This window comes from Streptomyces sp. NPDC091289 (genome assembly GCF_044757365.1).
Taxonomy (GTDB): domain Bacteria; phylum Actinomycetota; class Actinomycetes; order Streptomycetales; family Streptomycetaceae; genus Streptomyces.
This window is the reverse complement of record NZ_JBIVUT010000034.1, coordinates 41,173-56,312: the sequence shown is the minus strand read 5'-3', so window position 1 is coordinate 56,312 and position 15,140 is coordinate 41,173. Positions and strand designations below refer to the sequence as shown.

General features: G+C 69.2%; 10 protein-coding genes and 1 tRNA gene. 8 read left to right on the top strand and 3 right to left on the bottom strand.

The genetic code is table 11. The features are described from left to right. Nucleotides 1-140: 140 nt before the first annotated feature. Nucleotides 141-3,641 carry a ThuA domain-containing protein gene (locus ACIQPT_RS34320; protein ID WP_401161807.1) on the bottom strand — a complete coding sequence of 1,167 codons (3,501 nt, stop codon included), beginning with the start codon at nucleotides 3,639-3,641 and terminating at the stop codon, nucleotides 141-143. A 227-nt stretch (nucleotides 3,642-3,868) separates the two neighbouring features. On the opposite strand from ACIQPT_RS34320, the gene ACIQPT_RS34315 reads away from it, so the two are divergent. Continuing rightward, nucleotides 3,869-4,273, top strand: a complete 405-nt coding sequence (locus ACIQPT_RS34315; RefSeq protein WP_401161805.1) for an MmcQ/YjbR family DNA-binding protein — start codon at nucleotides 3,869-3,871, stop codon at nucleotides 4,271-4,273. 266 nt (nucleotides 4,274-4,539) lie between these two features. Here the strand turns inward: ACIQPT_RS34315 and ACIQPT_RS34310 are convergent, their stop codons facing one another. Together ACIQPT_RS34310 and ACIQPT_RS34305 are read right to left on the bottom strand one after the other, a co-directional pair. Beyond that, nucleotides 4,540-5,442 (bottom strand): transketolase family protein, encoded by a 903-nt coding sequence (locus ACIQPT_RS34310; protein ID WP_401161803.1) that lies wholly within the window; start codon nucleotides 5,440-5,442, stop codon nucleotides 4,540-4,542. Nucleotides 5,443-5,528: 86 nt separating this feature from the next. Continuing rightward, nucleotides 5,529-6,254 (bottom strand): transketolase, encoded by a 726-nt coding sequence (locus tag ACIQPT_RS34305; RefSeq protein ID WP_401161801.1) that lies wholly within the window; start codon nucleotides 6,252-6,254, stop codon nucleotides 5,529-5,531. Nucleotides 6,255-6,381: 127 nt separating this feature from the next. Here ACIQPT_RS34305 and ACIQPT_RS34300 point away from each other — a divergent pair. From ACIQPT_RS34300 to ACIQPT_RS34270, 7 genes are all read left to right on the top strand, one after another. Further along, a tRNA-Pro gene (locus ACIQPT_RS34300) sits at nucleotides 6,382-6,455 on the top strand. A gap of 268 nt (nucleotides 6,456-6,723) precedes the next feature. Next, nucleotides 6,724-7,746 (top strand): LacI family DNA-binding transcriptional regulator, encoded by a 1,023-nt coding sequence (locus tag ACIQPT_RS34295; protein ID WP_401161800.1) that lies wholly within the window; start codon nucleotides 6,724-6,726, stop codon nucleotides 7,744-7,746. A gap of 233 nt (nucleotides 7,747-7,979) precedes the next feature. After that, nucleotides 7,980-9,224, top strand: a complete 1,245-nt coding sequence (locus tag ACIQPT_RS34290; RefSeq protein ID WP_401161798.1) for an extracellular solute-binding protein — start codon at nucleotides 7,980-7,982, stop codon at nucleotides 9,222-9,224. 1 nt (nucleotide 9,225) lies between these two features. Continuing rightward, nucleotides 9,226-10,170 (top strand): carbohydrate ABC transporter permease, encoded by a 945-nt coding sequence (locus ACIQPT_RS34285; RefSeq protein ID WP_401161797.1) that lies wholly within the window; start codon nucleotides 9,226-9,228, stop codon nucleotides 10,168-10,170. A gap of 11 nt (nucleotides 10,171-10,181) precedes the next feature. After that, nucleotides 10,182-11,066 carry a carbohydrate ABC transporter permease gene (locus tag ACIQPT_RS34280; RefSeq protein WP_401161796.1) on the top strand — a complete coding sequence of 295 codons (885 nt, stop codon included), beginning with the start codon at nucleotides 10,182-10,184 and terminating at the stop codon, nucleotides 11,064-11,066. Between the two features lie 197 nt (nucleotides 11,067-11,263). Beyond that, on the top strand, nucleotides 11,264-13,408 hold the full coding sequence (locus ACIQPT_RS34275; RefSeq protein WP_401161794.1) for a glycosyl hydrolase family 28-related protein: 2,145 nt from the start codon (nucleotides 11,264-11,266) through the stop codon (nucleotides 13,406-13,408). 104 nt (nucleotides 13,409-13,512) lie between these two features. Beyond that, nucleotides 13,513-15,126 (top strand): glycoside hydrolase family 13 protein, encoded by a 1,614-nt coding sequence (locus ACIQPT_RS34270; RefSeq protein WP_401161792.1) that lies wholly within the window; start codon nucleotides 13,513-13,515, stop codon nucleotides 15,124-15,126. The last annotated feature ends 14 nt before the right edge of the window (nucleotides 15,127-15,140 follow it).

The following is a 15,140-nucleotide window of genomic DNA, read 5'->3' as shown; positions in this document are numbered from 1 at the left end:
ACAGCCCCGCCGGCCGGCCGCGGCGGCCGGGGTCGCGCCCAGTCCGACGGCGGCCACCGCCCCCAACGCCGTACCGAGAAAGGCTCTTCGGGCTCCGTTCGCGTGCTCCGCTCTCACAGGACTCCTCACTTCCCGTCGATTCACTTCACATCGATCCGGACGGCGCCGGTGCTCGTGTCGCCCTTGTCGTCGGTGACCGTCAGATGCGCGGTATAGGCGCCCTTGCGGTCGTAGGTGTGCGTCGCCGTCGCACCCTCGGGCCCGGACGGCTTCACGTTGTCGCCGAAGTCCCAGTGGTACGAGGCGATCGTGCGACCCTCCGCGGGCTCGACCGTGCTGCTGAGCGACACGGTGAGCGGGGAAGTGCCGGAGGCCGGTTCGGCCTTCACCGCCACCGTCGTCCCGGCCTCCTTCTCCACGCCCGGGCCGTTGAAGTGCAGCCAGTCGACGGAGAGCAGATCGGCCTTGTCGGGACTCCAGTCCGGGTTGGTGAATACGGCGTACAGCCGGGTGGTGCCGCCCGGATCCTTGAGCTCCGTCGTCGGCGAGATCACCTTCTCGTAACCGCCGGTGTTCGGGATCTCCACCGAGCCCAGTAGCTCACCGGTGGGGGAGCCGGCCCGGAACTCCACCGTGCCGCCGAGCCCGCCGGACGACGCGCCGACCGTCACCGAGTCGACGCCCTGGAGGTTCACCGGGTCGAAGCCGACCCAGTCGCCGTCCTCGATCTCGATCAGCCGCTTCCCGCCGGACGCGTCGTCCCGACTGCCGATGTCCGCACCGCCGTTGGCACCGCCCGTCGCCGTGCGGTGCTCGGCCTCACGGAAGGAGGTGCGCAGGGTCAGCGAGGTGGAGCCGGTCAGTGCGGGTGCGTCCGGTGCGCCCTTGTCCTCGTACTGGGCGGTGATCCCGTAGTAGAGGTTCTGCCCCGGACCGTGACTGTCCCCGGCGTCCGTGACGATCTCCCCGGTGCAGCCGGTGTAGTTGTCCAGCGGATGCAGATGGGTGTCATGGCCGAGCTGCGACTGCACCACGACCCGTGAGCAGTCGATCGGACCGCTCTCGTCATCCTCCGCGTCGGTCACCTTCACCGTGAAGGGGATCGTGTCCCCGAAGCTGAACATCCCCCCGTCCGGCGGCTGTTGGATCGTCACCTCGGGCCGGGTGTTGCCCACGGTGATGTCCCGCACCGCGAGCGCCGTCAGTTCGTCGGGCCCGGTCACGGTGAGCCGTGCGGTATGCAGCCCCTTGGCGGTGTACGTGTGCGAGGGGTTGGCCTCGGTCGAGTCCGTGGTGCCGTCGCCGTCGAAGTCCCAGGCGTAGCTGACCGGTTGGTCGCCGGGCAGCCCCGATCCCTCGCTGGAGAACTTCACCTCCAGCGGGTCCGTTCCGCTGTCCCGGTCGACGGAGATCTTGGCATCGGGCAGCCGGCCGTCGCCGACGTAGTCGATCCGGTAGATGCCCGCGCCCTCGTTGCTGCCGCCACGGCCGGTGCCGCTGCCGAGCCCGAAGTCGATGACGTACAGCGCCCCGTCAGGACCGAAGTCCGCGTCGAAGGGCTGATTCCACTCCATGTCCTCGAAGACGCCGTTGATCGACTGGAGGTCCCCCGCCTTCACCGGGTCGAACCGGGGATCGGTGAAGGTCTGGTCCTCGCTCTGGAACGAGAACGTCTTGAACCAGGTCCGCGTCAACTCGTAGTTGAACGCCTTCCCTTCGAAATACTCCGGGAACTTGGTGCGGTAGGTGTTGTCCGGGTCGTAGTCGTAGACCGGACCGCCCATCGGGCCGCCTCCTCCGGTGCCCACCTCGGGGAACTCGGCCGAGGCGGAGTAGGCGTACCAGACCGTCGCGGGCTGGGCCGGCGGCAGCTCCCGCAGCCCGGTGTTGTTCGGCGAGTCGTTCACCAGCGCCCCGCAGTCGAACTTCGGACCCGACGTCTTCGTCGCGAAGTCGTAGTCGTTGAACGGGGTGTTGTTCCCGACGCAGTACGGCCAGCCGAAGTTCCCCGCCTCCGTGATACGGGTGTACTCGACGGTCCCCTCGGGACCCCGGTCCGCCACCGCCTCGCGGGCGTCGGGACCGTAGTCCGCGACCATCAGCGCCCCACTGACCGGATCCGAGGTGATCCGGAACGGGTTGCGCATGCCCATCGCGTAGATCTCGGACCGTGTCCTGTCCGTACCCGGCGCGAAGAGGTTCCCCTCGGGGACGGAGTACGTCCCGTCGTCCTCGGGCGTGATCCGCAGAATCTTGCCCCGCAGATCGTTGGTGTTGCCCGCGGTGCCCTGCGCGTCCCAGGCACGCCGGCCCTCGCCCTCGTCGATCGGCGTGAAGCCGTCCGAGGCGAACGGGTCGGTGTTGTCGCCGGTCGCCGCGTACAGGTTGCCGTCCTTGTCGAAGGCGAGCGAACCGGCCATGTGCGAGTTGGCCCGGCCCTCGCCGCGCAGCGTCGGCACGGTCAGCAGCCGCTTCTCGGAGGCCGGGTCGACGGTGTTGCCGTCCGCGGTGAAACGGGACAGGTTCAGCCGCTTCTCGACCTTGTCGGAGTACAGCAGGTACAGCCAGTTGTTCTCCGCGAACCCGGGGTCGAGCGTCAGGCCCAGCAGCCCGTCCGACTGGCTGGTCATCTCCGGGGTGTACGCGAAGTCCAGCGCGGTGGAGACCTTCATCGTCTCCTGGTCGATCACCTTCAGCTTCCCGGTCCGCTGGGCGAAGAACACCCGGCGGTCGGGGGCGACGGCCAGCTCGAACGGGTCGGCCAGATCACTCGTGGCGAGCGGGGTCCGCTGGAACGAACCGGTGCGCGTCGCGGTGCAGTCGCCCTCCGCCGCGCCGGCCGCCCACTGGATGCCGCCGAGGAGGTGCTTGACGAACCCCTCCTCCTGGAAGGCCGCCTGGTCGTGCCCGCCCGCCGTGAACCAGGAGCGGCCCCCGTCGTAGTTCTGGCACCAGGAGAACGGGTGGTCCACGCCCTCGTCGAGCCCGTCGATCCCGTCACGCACCTTGATCTGGGCGAGGGTGTGGACCTTGGACGTGGGGTTGGTGCGCCAGTTGTACCACTCCTCCTGCAGCTCCCAGAGGTCGGGAAGGTGCTGGGTCGAGGGGTGCGCGTGGTCCAGGACCTTGACCCGGCCGGTCTGCGGGGCGGGGTGCTGGTCGAAGATCGCGCCGACCAGACCCTCGTACCACTCCCAGTCACGCTCACTGGCGGACGCCGCGTGCAGCCCGACCCAGCCGCCGCCCGCCCGGATGTACCGCTGGAGGGCGGCCCGCTCCTCGGCGTCGAGCAGGTCACCGGTCTCCGGGGTGGAGTTGGTGTTGTTGAAGACGATCGCCTGGAACCGGCCCAGGTCGGCGTCGTTGAAGACCGAGGAGTCGTCGGTGGCCTCCACCTCGAAGCCGTGCTCGGCTCCGAGCTTCTTCACCGCCTCGATCCCGGCCGGGATCGAGGGGTGGTCGAAGTTGGTGACCTCGGAGTAGACGAGCACCCGATAGGCGGGAGCCGCCTGCGCGCCGGTCGGCGAGGCCACCAGCAGGGCGAGGACCAGCGCCAGGAGCGAGGTGACGGCGATGAGGGGGGAAGGGCCGCCGGGGGATCGGCCGACGCGGCCGGCCCGGCGTAACGAACGGCGTCTCATGGGGCGCTCCCTGTGCGGTAGAAGCCGACTGTGGGGTGGGTAGAAAGCGCTTTCTGAATTACGCCGTTCAGAGTAGGTTCAGCGCTCCGACGGGGTCAATGGGTCTGCAGGGTCCGCCGGGCCGGTTGCGGGGCGGTGCCCGGCCGCGGGTGGATGTCGGCGCCGGGCGTTACGGTCGAATCGATCCCGGCGCCAGGCCGCCGGGGCCGTCGAAACGGAGACCCGGGATGACCGCCGACGCCACGATCACCGCCGCCGACGTCCGCACGGCCGCGCTGTCCCTGCCCGACACCACCGAGAAGCTCGCCTGGGGGCAGCCCACCTTCCGGGTGGCGGGCAAGATCTTCGCCTCGCTCGGCGACGACGAGACGGCCATGGGCGTGAAGTGCCCGAAGGAGGACCGCGCGGAGCTGATCGCCGCCGAGCCGGAGAAGTTCTTCATCCGGGAGGGGCACGACGACCACTACGCCTGGATGCGTGTCCGGCTGGCCGCACTGGAGGGCCCGGACGAGCTGGCCGCCATCCTCGCCGACTCCTGGCGGCAGGTCGCCCCGCGCCGGTTGGCGGCGGCGCACCCGGAGCTGGAGCCGGATGTGCCGGGGCCGGATGTGCCGGGGGAGGGCGATGGCTGAGCGTGGGCAGGGGCGGGCGGTGAGGTGACTCGGGCGGGTCCGAGCCCGGGCGGGCCGGGCGGTCAGGATTCGGGCGGGCGGTCTGGATTCGTGCGGCGGGCGGCCGGGCGGCCGGGCGGCCGGGTGGCTGGGGTGGGCCACCGGGCCCGGCCGGTCCTGAGGCTAGGCGGGGCGGGCGATCAGGATTCGGGTGGGCCATGGGGCCGGGGCGGTCCTGAGGTCGGGCGGGGCGGGCGTTTCGAGGTTCGCCGGGGCGGCCGCGCGGGTCAGGGGCGCAGGAATCCGGTGATCCGTTCCCGCAGGCCTCGCGGGTCCAGGCCGTGCGCCGCGAGGTGCTCCTCCATCTGCCCGTACCGGCGCAGTTCGGCGCGGCCGACCCCCAGCCCGAGCACCCGGTGGGGCAGGTCCATGAGCGCCTCGCCCGCGGCGGCGGCGGAGGTGCCCGCAAGATACGGCTCCACGATCACCACGTCCGCCATCGTTGCCGCACCCGCGGCCCGCCGTACGCCCGCCGCGTCGAACGGCCGCACGGTCGTCGCGTACAGCACGGTCACATCGAGATCCTCGGTGGCGGCGAGCACGTTGTCGAGCATGGGGCCGACCGCGACCACGGTCCCACCCCGCCCTTCGCGCACCACGGCGAACCCGCCCGCGCCGCTCACCGGCCGTGCCTCCCGGTTCGCCTGGAGCGAGAGACGTACGTACACCCGGTCGTCGCCGGCGACCGACTCCCGCAGCAGGGCCTCGGCCTCGTCCGGATGGCCCGGTACGTGCACGGTCCAGCCGTCGAGCGTGTCCAGGAGCGCGACGTCGCCCGGCGCCATATGGGTGAAGCCACCGGCCGGCCAGTCGTACGAGCCACCGGCGCTCACCAGGATCCCGCCGACCCCCTGATGCCCGAAGTCCAGCTTGACCTGCTCGAACGGCCGCTCGACCAGGAAGCTGGCGAAGGTGTGCACGATCGGCCGCATACCCGTCAGGGCCATCCCCGCACCGGCCCCGACCAGCAGCTGCTCCCGGATGCCGACGTTGACCACCCGGTCCGGGTGGGCGCGCCGGGCCGGGGCGAAGCCGTCCGCGCTGATGTCGGCCAGCACGACGGCCAGCCGGGGCTCCTCGTCCAGGAGCTGCGAGGTGGTGTTGATGAATCGGTCACGCATGGTGTCCATGAAGGGGTCCCTCCCGGGGGCTCCGGTGTGCGAAAGCGGCCGGCGCGAGGTGTTCGCGCGGCGTCGGTCGTACGAGGCGGACGCGGTCAGCTCTTGGGTTCGACGCGGGCGACGACGGCCAGCGGCTTGCCCGGGTGGGGTGTGGTGAACGCCGCGTTCAGGGCCTCGTGGTCGCGACCGTCCACGGTCACCGCCGCCCACCCGGCGGATGCGAAGCGGGAGGCGATCCCGCCGGGCCAGCCGTGGGTGGCGGACGCGTTGTCGATCACCAGCGTGTGCAGCTGTTCGAGCCCGGCCGGGCCCGCGTGGGCGATGGCCTCGTGATTGCTGCCCTCGTCCAGCTCGGCGTCGCCGATCAGGACCCAGACCCGGGGATCGGTGAGGCCCTGGGCCCGCAGCCCCAGCACGGTCCCGACGGCGAGCGGCAGCCCGTGCCCCAGGGACCCGCTGCCGATTTCCGCACCCGGCACCAACAGCCGGTCCGGGTGATGTCCGAGCGGTGAGTCGTACGCTCCGAATCCGGGCAGCAGCTCCTCGCCGAAGAAGCCGTGGGCGGCGAGGACGGCGTAGTAGGCCATGGGCCCGTGCCCCTTGGACAGCAGGAAGCGGTCCCGCCCGGGGTCGTCGACCGAAGCCGGTGCGACCCGGAGCACCCTGTTGTAGAGGACCCACAGGGCGTCGAGCGTGGAATGGGCGGCGGGGGCGTGCTTCTCGTCCCCGGTCATCAGGGCGATCAGGCGGGCCAGGTCCTGGCGGTCGGGGGCCGGTGCGCCCCGGTGGTCGAGGGTGGGTGCGGCAGTCGTGTTCGTCATGACACCGAGCGTTCAACATCAACCATGGTTGAGGTCAAGCGGGGAATGGTGTTGGTGACCACCTGTCGGAGTGCGGTATTGTTCTCATGCGCGTTCAGCCAGGGGAAACCCCAGGTCAGACGGGCAGCGGGACGTGGCGCAGCTTGGTAGCGCACTTGACTGGGGGTCAAGGGGTCGCAGGTTCAAATCCTGTCGTCCCGACTGGAGACAGTCGCAGGTGAGGGCCGGTTTCGGAGTAATCCGAAACCGGCCCTCTCTCGTTTTTGAGGCCCGGCCGGGGATCGGCGCCCTTGGTGCGGCGGGTCGGGCCGTGTTTCGGCAACGGCGTGAGCGAGGCGTTCCTTGGCGTCCTGAAGGTCGAGTGCGTCCACCGGTACACCTCCCGTGCCTCCCCCCGCCCCCGCACACCGCTTGCAATGATTTTGCTGAACTCTGATCCATTTTTGCGGCCCGAATGTATCGTGCTCCCATGGCATCGAAGCTGATACAAGTGGCCGAGTTCGCGGGCGTGAGCCAAGTGACGGTGCGGCGCGTACTGAACGGCAGTCCCGCCGTGGCCGAGTCCACCCGGGAGCGGGTCTTCCGGGCTCTTGACGTGCTGGGCATCAAGCGTCCGGCGTCCTTGGCCGTCGAGCGCTCGCCGCTGGTGGGCCTCGTGATCCCGGACCTGCAGAACCCGGTCTTCCCGGCCTTCGCGGAAGCCTTGGCCGGGCGGTTGAACAAGCGCGGCTACATCCCGGTTCTTTGCACTCGCACGGCTGATGGAGTGTCTGAGGCGAACTACATCGAGATGCTGCTGGCGCAGAACATCGGCGGGATCGTGTTCGTCGGGTCCAGTTACGCCGATGCCGGTGTCGAGCAGGGCATGGCGCTGAGGGAGCGCGGGGTTCCGATGGTGCTGGTCAACAGCGCCGACGAGAATCTGGAGGTGGCCCAGTTGGCGGCCGATGACACACACGCCGTCGAGCAGGCGCTCGTGCACCTGGAGCGCATGGGGCATGAGCGCATCGGGCTGTTGGTGGGGCCCGGCGGGCATCTTCCGTCCGTTCGGAAGCTCAAGGGGTTCGCCCGGTTCTGGCAGGCCAGGGGAGTGTCGCGGAAGGTGTGGCTGCCCTGGGTCGGGCACACCCTCTTCTCCCTGGAGGCGGGCGCCCATGCGGTGGGAGACCTTCTCGAGCAGGGGGTCACCGCTGTTGTTTGCGGAAGTGACACACTCGCCCTGGGGGTGGTCCGAGGCGCCCGCCGTCAGGGGCTGCGCGTCCCCGAGGAGCTGTCGGTCGTGGGTTTCGACGATTCGGCGTTGATGAGCGCGGTCGATCCGCCCCTCACCACGTGCCGGCAGCCCGTGGCGGCGATGGCCGAAGCGGCCGTCACCGTACTCGCCGAGCAGATCCAGGGGCGCCGGGTGCCCCCTGGTCTGACGCTCTTCCAGACCGAGCTGATCGTCCGGACCTCGACGACTCGACCCGGCGTAGCCCGTCTCCTCGTCTAGCTTCCAATAATTTGCAACAAGTCATTGACATTTTACGTAAGCGACTCCTACCTTCTGCATGTCCGCTGGCGCTTCGGTTGACGCGGCCGCAAGCACAGTGCATCGAGAGAGGCAGATCTGTCATGGGTGGAGCCCGGAGCCGTCGCAGATTCATCAGCGTGGGCATAGCCTGCGCGCTCAGTGGGGGGCTGGCCGCTTGCGGCGGTTCACCGTCCTCGGGGAGTGAGAACGGCGTGGTCACCATCTCGGTGAACGGCATGCCGCCCAAGACCCAGCCGGTGGACCGCAGGTACTTCGAGCAGGACGTCAAGGCGTTCGAGAAGGAACACCCCAAGATCAGGATCGATGCCCGTGAGGGCCAGATGGATCCCAAGACCTTCTCGGCGAAGCTGGCCGGCGGCCAGCTGGAGGACGTCTACTACGTCTACTTCACCGACCCGGCAGGTCTCATCCAGCGCCGCCAGGGCGCGGAGATCACCGAACACGTGAAGGACATGCCGTACTTCAAGGACGTCAAGAGCGAGTTCCTCGACGTGTTCACCGGCCCCGACGGTGGCCTGTACGGCCTGCCCAACGGACAGTACTCCCTCGGCCTGATCTACAACCGCGCCCTGTTCGAGAAGGCAGGTCTCGACCCCGACGAGCCCCCCACCACATGGGAAGGGGTCCGCGAGGCGGCCAAGAAGATCACGGCGCTGGGCGACGGCACGGTCGGTTACGCCGACTACAGCAAGAACAACCAGGGGGGCTGGCACTTCACGTCGTGGGTCTACTCGATGGGCGGGGACATCGCCCTGCGGAAGGACGGGAAGTGGAAGGCCGCCTTCGACAGCGAGGCCGGCCGCGACGCACTCCGGACGCTGCACGACATGCGCTGGACCGACAAGTCGATGGGGACGCGGCAGCTTCTGCAGATCGACGACGTGCAGAAGATGATGGGCTCCGGAAAGCTCGGAATGTATATGGCCGGCCCGGACAACATCCCCACGATCGTCAAGCAGTTCGAGCGGAAGTACAGCGAGTACGGCGTGGCCGCCATGCCCGGTGAGGCCACGCTCGGCGGCGGCAACGGCTTCATGTTCAACCCGAAGGCGTCACCGGAGAAGATCAAGGCCGGTATCGAGTGGGTCCAGTGGAAGTACCTCAACCCGGACCGTACGGAGTTCGAGGACAAGCGGGCCTCCGGCAACGACGTGCCCATCGGACTTCCGCTGGACCGGCTCTTCAACGGCGCCGCCGAGGCCGAACAGGCCCGCGCGCACGCGAAGTACGCCAACGTGCCGCAGGACAACTACCGGCCGTTCGTCGAGCGGAACGCCCAGATCGACCAGAAGGTCGAGCCGCCGAACGCGCAGCAGATCTACACCGTGCTCGACGGAGTGATGCAGGCTGTCCTGACCAAGGAGGACGCCGACCTCGACCAGGTTCTGGCCGACGCGGCCAAGAGGGTCGACGCCATCCTCGCGACGGTCCGGTGACATGGCGGCCCCGGCCCCCGTCCGAGAACCGAAGACCTCCCCGAAGCCGCGGAAGACCGGCGTGAACGACCCGAGCGTGCGACGGCGCCGCTTCCAAGAACATCTCGTCGCCTACAGCTTCCTCGGCGCGGGCGTGCTCTGCTTCGCCCTCTTCTCCTGGTACCCGATCGTCCGCGGCTGGCTCCTCGGCTTCCAGGAAGTGACGTTCTCCGAACCCGCCGCCTGGGTGGGCTGGGAGAACTACCGACGGCTCTTCGACGACCCGCTCTTCGTGACGGCGTGGAAGAACACCGGGTACTTCACCCTCCTCGCCCTCGTGTTCGGGTTCGTCGCCCCCTTTCTCACCGCGGTGGTGCTCAACGAATTCCGCCACGCGCGCTCCTACCTGCGGATGACGGTCTACCTTCCGGTCATGCTGCCGCCGATCGTCACCATGCTGCTGTGGCGCTGGTTCTACGATCCGGGCCCGGGGCTGTTCAACAGCCTTCTCGAGACCCTTCGGCTGCCGGCGCAGCAGTGGCTCGAGTCGGAGAACATCTCCATGATCTCCCTGGTGCTGGTCTCCACCTGGGCCAACATGGGCACCACGACCCTCATCTACCTCGCAGCTCTCGGTTCGATCCCCGGCGAGGTGTACGAGGCGGCCGAACTCGACGGCGCCTCGATCCGCCAACGGCTGTGGCACGTGACGATCCCGCAGATGCGGTTCATCCTCATGATCACCCTGCTGCTCCAGATCATCGGCACCATGCAGGTCTTCATCGAGCCGTACGTCCTCACCGGCGGCGGCCCCGACGACGCCACCGTGACCGTCCTCCTGCTGCTCTACCGCTACGCGTTCGTCTACAACGACTTCGGCATGGCCAGCGCCATGAGCACGGTGCTCTTCATCGTCCTCGGACTCTTCGCGGCGGTCTATCTCCGACTGACCCGCAGCAAGGGCTGAAAGGAACGACCATGTCCGAATCCTTCGAACGCACCCTCATCGCCCCTGCCGAGATGAACCGGCGGACCGGTCGCCTCCTCTACCGGTTCGTGCTGTGCTCGACCGTCATCGGCTTCACCCTCGCCTTCGTGTTCCCCTTGTACTGGATGGCCGGCGGGGCGGTGAAGTCCTCCTCCGAACTGGCCGACCCGAACCCCACCTTCCTCCCGCAGAGCTGGCACCCGGAGTCCTACTCCCAGGCATGGGTCAACGTCGGCCTGGGCGACTACTTCCTCAACACCCTGATCCTGGCCGCCGGCGCCTGGCTGACCCAGCTGCTGGTCGACGTGGCAGCCGCCTATGCCTTGTCCAAGCTACGGCCGGCCCTGGGCAACGTCGTCCTCGGCATGATGCTGGCCACGCTGATGCTGCCGGTCTCCGCACTCCTGGTGCCGACCTATCTCACCGTCACCGACGTGCCGCTGTTCGGCGTCAACCTGATCAACACCCCCTGGGCGATCTGGCTGCCGGCCTGCGCGAACGCGTTCAACATCTTCATCCTGAAACGCTTCTTCGACCAGATTCCCGCCGAACTCCTCGACTCCGCGCGCATGGACGGCGCAGGCCCCTTGCGCGTCCTGGTGTCCGTGGTCCTGCCGCTGTCCCGTCCGGTCCTGGCGGTCGTCTCCATCTTCGCCGTCGTCGGAGTGTGGAAGGACTTCCTCTGGCCGCTGCTGGTCCTCCCGGATCCGGCACGCCAGCCCATCACCGTCGCGCTCAACCGACTGGCCGAATTCATGCCCGCCAACCAGCTGTTGGCCGGCATGGTCATGGCCTCGATCCCCCTGCTGGTGATCTTCCTGATCTTCCAGCGGCACATCATCGCGGGTCTTACGGCAGGCAGCCTCAAAGGCTGAGCCGCCCGAGTCCTCGCCCCCCCACCAGCCCGCTCACCCCGTCAGGTCCGCACCCGCACATCCCCATCCTGACCCGGACGCCGCTGGGTGGTCCCCCTGCCCGCCGTCGCGCATCCGCGCGTCACGGCGCAAGCTCGTCGGCCCCTCGCCGACATTCCGAAGGGCCGAGCCGCCCCTCTACGGAAGGACACACCGCTGTGTCGACCCACCGCACCGCAAGGTCCCTCAAGCCCACCGCCGTCATATCCGCCGCCCTGCTGCTGGCTCTGACCGGCGCGGTCTCCTACAGCCTGGCCGTGCCGACCCCCGCCCACGCGGCCACCATCACGCTGGAGGCCGAGTCCACCACCCTGTCCGGCGGCGCCGTCGCCGAGCAGGAGCACTCCGGGTACACCGGCAGCGGCTACGTGGGCGGACTGACCGACCCCAACAAGGGCAACGCCTCGATCACCACCGGTGTGCGGTCCGACCGGGCCGGCGGCGGCAGCGTCGCCATCCGTTACGCCAACGGCACCGGCTCGTCCAAGACGCTGACCCTGTCCGTGGGCGGCGCCGCCTCACAGGTCACGCTGCCGGCGACCCAAGGCTGGGCCGCCTGGTCCACCGTCGATGTTCCGGTCACTCTCGCCGAGGGAACCAACAACCTCACCCTGGCGTTCACCGGCAGCGACAGCGGCAACGTCAACATCGACCACTTCAAGGCGACCACCCCCGCCGCCCCCGGCGACCCCGACCCCGGTGTCCCGGACCCCAGCGGCGTCGGCGCCACACTGCCGTTCACGGCCTACGAGGCCGAGGACGGCACGACCAATGCCTCGACGATCGGCCCGGACCGCACCTTCCTCACGGAGGCCTCGGAGGCGTCGGGCCGCAAGGCCGTGAAGCTGGCCAGGACCGGCGACCACGTCGAGATCACGCTGACCGAACCCGCCAACGCGATCAACCTGCGGTACGCCCTGCCCGACAGCAGCGACGGCCGGGGCATCGACGCCTCCCTGAGCCTCTACACCGACGGCACGGAGCTGACCGACCTCCGTCTGACCTCGCGCTACGCCTGGGTCTACGGCGACTACCCGTACACCAACGTCCCCGGCCAGGGCAAGGCTCACCGCTTCTTCGACGACACCCGACTCCACCTCGGCAGGACCCTGCCCGCGGGCACCGTCCTGCGGCTCCAGAAGGACGCCGCGGACGACGCCGACTTCTACACCATCGACCTCCTGGAAGCGGAACTGGCCTCGGCGGCCGGCACCCTGCCCACCGGGTATGTATCCGCCCGGGACCTCGGCGTGACACCGGACGGCCCGGACGTCACCTCCGCCCTCAACAACGCGCTGACCCAGGCCAAGAGTCAGGGCAAGGGCTTGTTCCTGCCCGCCGGGACGTACGCCATCTCCGACCACGTGAACCTCACCGGGGTGAAGCTGCGCGGCGCGGGAGTGTGGCACACCGTCCTGCGCGGCACCGGCTTCAAGGGCGGCCTGCTGGCCAAGGGCGGCACCAGTACGGTCGAGGACCTCATGATCGACGGCCAGAACACCGTGCGTGACGACGCCGCCGGGCACGCCGCCATGGAGGGGGACTTCGGCACCGGCTCCGTCATCCGCAACGTCTGGATCGAGCACACCAAGGTCGGCCTGTGGGTCACCGCCCCGACCGACGGGCTGGAGGCAAGCGACCTGCGCATCCGCAATACCTTCGCCGACGGCGTCAACCTGCGCGGCAACGTGCGGAACACCGTCGTCTCCAACAGCAGCATCCGCGGTACCGGCGACGACGCCCTGGCCATGTGGTCCGATCCCGGCGCGGTCCGCGACAGCGCCTTCCGCAACAACACCGTTCAGCTTCCCACGCTCGCCAACGGCGCCGCGGTCTACGGCGGAAGCGGCAACAGCGTCGAGAACAACCTCATCTCCGACACCGTCACCTCCGCCGCCGGAATCTCCGTCTCCACCCGGTTCGGCGAGCCGTTCACCGGCACCACCACCGTCTCCGGCAACGTGCTGCGCCGCACCGGCAGCCTGGAGCCGAACTGGAACTCCGAGCTCGGCGCCCTGTGGGTCTACGCCGACCGCCACGAGATCACCCAGCCCGTCGTCCTGAACGACAACCTCGTCGAGGACTCCACCTACAGCGGTCTGCTCGTCTCCTGGGAGAAGCAGGTCACCGACCTGCGCGTGGACGGTCTCACCATCGACAAGGCCGGCACCCACGGCATGGAGGTGTTCGCCGGCGGCAAGGGCACCTTCTCCCACACCAGGATCACCGGAACCGCCGACAGCGCCCTCGACATCGCGGGCGGCTTCACCATCCAGCGCGGGGACGGCAACTCCGGCTGGTGATCAAGGCCGGCCCCACCCCATGACTCGCGGGCCCGGAACACATGGCCCCGCTTCCGGGCCCGCGGCACCACCCATCCACTCGCTTCGCACAGGAGGCAGGTCCCATGACCCCGCGCACCACCGACTGGTGGCGACACGCAGCCATCTACCAGGTCTACCCGCGCAGCTTCGCCGACGGCAACGGCGACGGTATCGGCGACCTGGCCGGAGTGCGCTCCCGGCTGGACTACCTGCACCGGCTGGGCATCGAAGCCATCTGGTTCTCCCCCTGGTACCTGACTCCCATGGCCGACGCCGGCTACGACGTCACCGACTTCCGGCAGATCGACCCCCGCTTCGGCACCCTCGCCGAAGCCGAAAAGCTCATCGACGAAGCCCACCAGCGCAACATCCGCATCATCGTCGACGTCGTCCCCAACCATGTCTCCAACGAGCACGCCTGGTTCCTGGCCGCTCTCGACGCCGCTCCGGACTCCCCGGAACGTGAACTGTTCTGGTTCCGCGACGGCCGTGGCGAAAGCGGCGAACTGCCGCCCAACGAGTGGCAGTCCATCTTCGGCGGCCCGGCCTGGACCCGCGTGCCCGACGGGCAGTGGTACCTGCATCTGTTCGCCCCCGAACAGCCCGACCTCAACTGGCGCAACCCCCTGGTACGTGACGAGTACGAGGAGGTCCTGAGGTTCTGGTTCGACCGTGGGGTCGACGGCATCCGGGTCGACTCGGCCGCCATGTGCAGCAAGGACCCGGCGCTACCCGACTACGACCACACCGTCTTCCCCGATCCCCACCCCTATGTCGACCTCGACGAGAACCACGACATCTACCGCGGATGGCGGGCGGTCGCCGACTCCTACCCCGACAAGCGCGCGTTGATCGGGGAGGTCTGGCTCGCCGACCCCGCCCGCTTCGCCCGGTACCTGCGTGCCGACGAACTGCACACCGCTTTCAACTTCGACTTCCTCGGATGCGGTTGGGACGCCCTGGCCCTGCGTGCCTGCATCGACCAGACCCTCGCCGCACACGCCGGGGTGGAGGCGCCGAGCACCTGGGTCCTGTCCAACCACGACGTCACCCGCCACGTCACCCGCTACGGAAGGCCCGACACCAGCACGGCCGCGGGCATCCGCCAGTACAACCCGGTCGTCGACGAGGACCTCGGCCGGCGCCGGGCCCGCGCGGCCGCCCTGCTCACCATGGCGCTGCCGGGCGCCGTCTACATCTACCAGGGCGAGGAGCTCGGCCTGCCCGAGGTCGAGAACATCCCCGCCGACCGCCGGGACGACCCCATCTACCACCGTACGCAGGGCAAGGACCCCGGCAGGGACGGATGCCGCGTACCCCTGCCCTGGGACGAAAGCACGGAGACCTACGGGTTCGGCCCCGCCGGCGCCGATCGCCCCTGGCTGCCCCAGCCCACCGCCTGGGCACAGCTCAACGCCGCCGCCCAGGAGTCCGACCCCGCTTCCATGCTCCGCCTCTACCACACGGCCCTGGCCCTGCGCGGAGAAGAACCCGCTCTGGGCGACGGGCCCCTCACCTGGCTCCCCGCCCCGGAGAAGGTCCTCGCGTTCACCCGCGGTGGCGGCTTCACCTGCGTGATCAACCTCTCGGAGGCAGCCACGCCCCTTCCGCCGAACAGCACCGTGCTCGTCGCCTCCCAGCCGCTGACCGGCGCACTGCTGCCGCCCGACACGGGAGTGTGGCTCCGCACGTTCTGAGCGGTCCGGGGCCT

What these genes read in the sequence shown, in the direction of transcription:
- ACIQPT_RS34320 (WP_401161807.1), bottom strand. Translation starts at nt 3,641, where the DNA reads ATGAGACGCCGTTCGTTACGCCGGGCCGGCCGCGTCGGCCGATCCCCC.
- ACIQPT_RS34315 (WP_401161805.1), top strand. Translation starts at nt 3,869, where the DNA reads ATGACCGCCGACGCCACGATCACCGCCGCCGACGTCCGCACGGCCGCG.
- ACIQPT_RS34310 (WP_401161803.1), bottom strand. Translation starts at nt 5,442, where the DNA reads ATGGACACCATGCGTGACCGATTCATCAACACCACCTCGCAGCTCCTG.
- ACIQPT_RS34305 (WP_401161801.1), bottom strand. Translation starts at nt 6,254, where the DNA reads ATGACGAACACGACTGCCGCACCCACCCTCGACCACCGGGGCGCACCG.
- ACIQPT_RS34295 (WP_401161800.1), top strand. Translation starts at nt 6,724, where the DNA reads ATGGCATCGAAGCTGATACAAGTGGCCGAGTTCGCGGGCGTGAGCCAA.
- ACIQPT_RS34285 (WP_401161797.1), top strand. Translation starts at nt 9,226, where the DNA reads ATGGCGGCCCCGGCCCCCGTCCGAGAACCGAAGACCTCCCCGAAGCCG.
- ACIQPT_RS34280 (WP_401161796.1), top strand. Translation starts at nt 10,182, where the DNA reads ATGTCCGAATCCTTCGAACGCACCCTCATCGCCCCTGCCGAGATGAAC.
- ACIQPT_RS34270 (WP_401161792.1), top strand. Translation starts at nt 13,513, where the DNA reads ATGACCCCGCGCACCACCGACTGGTGGCGACACGCAGCCATCTACCAG.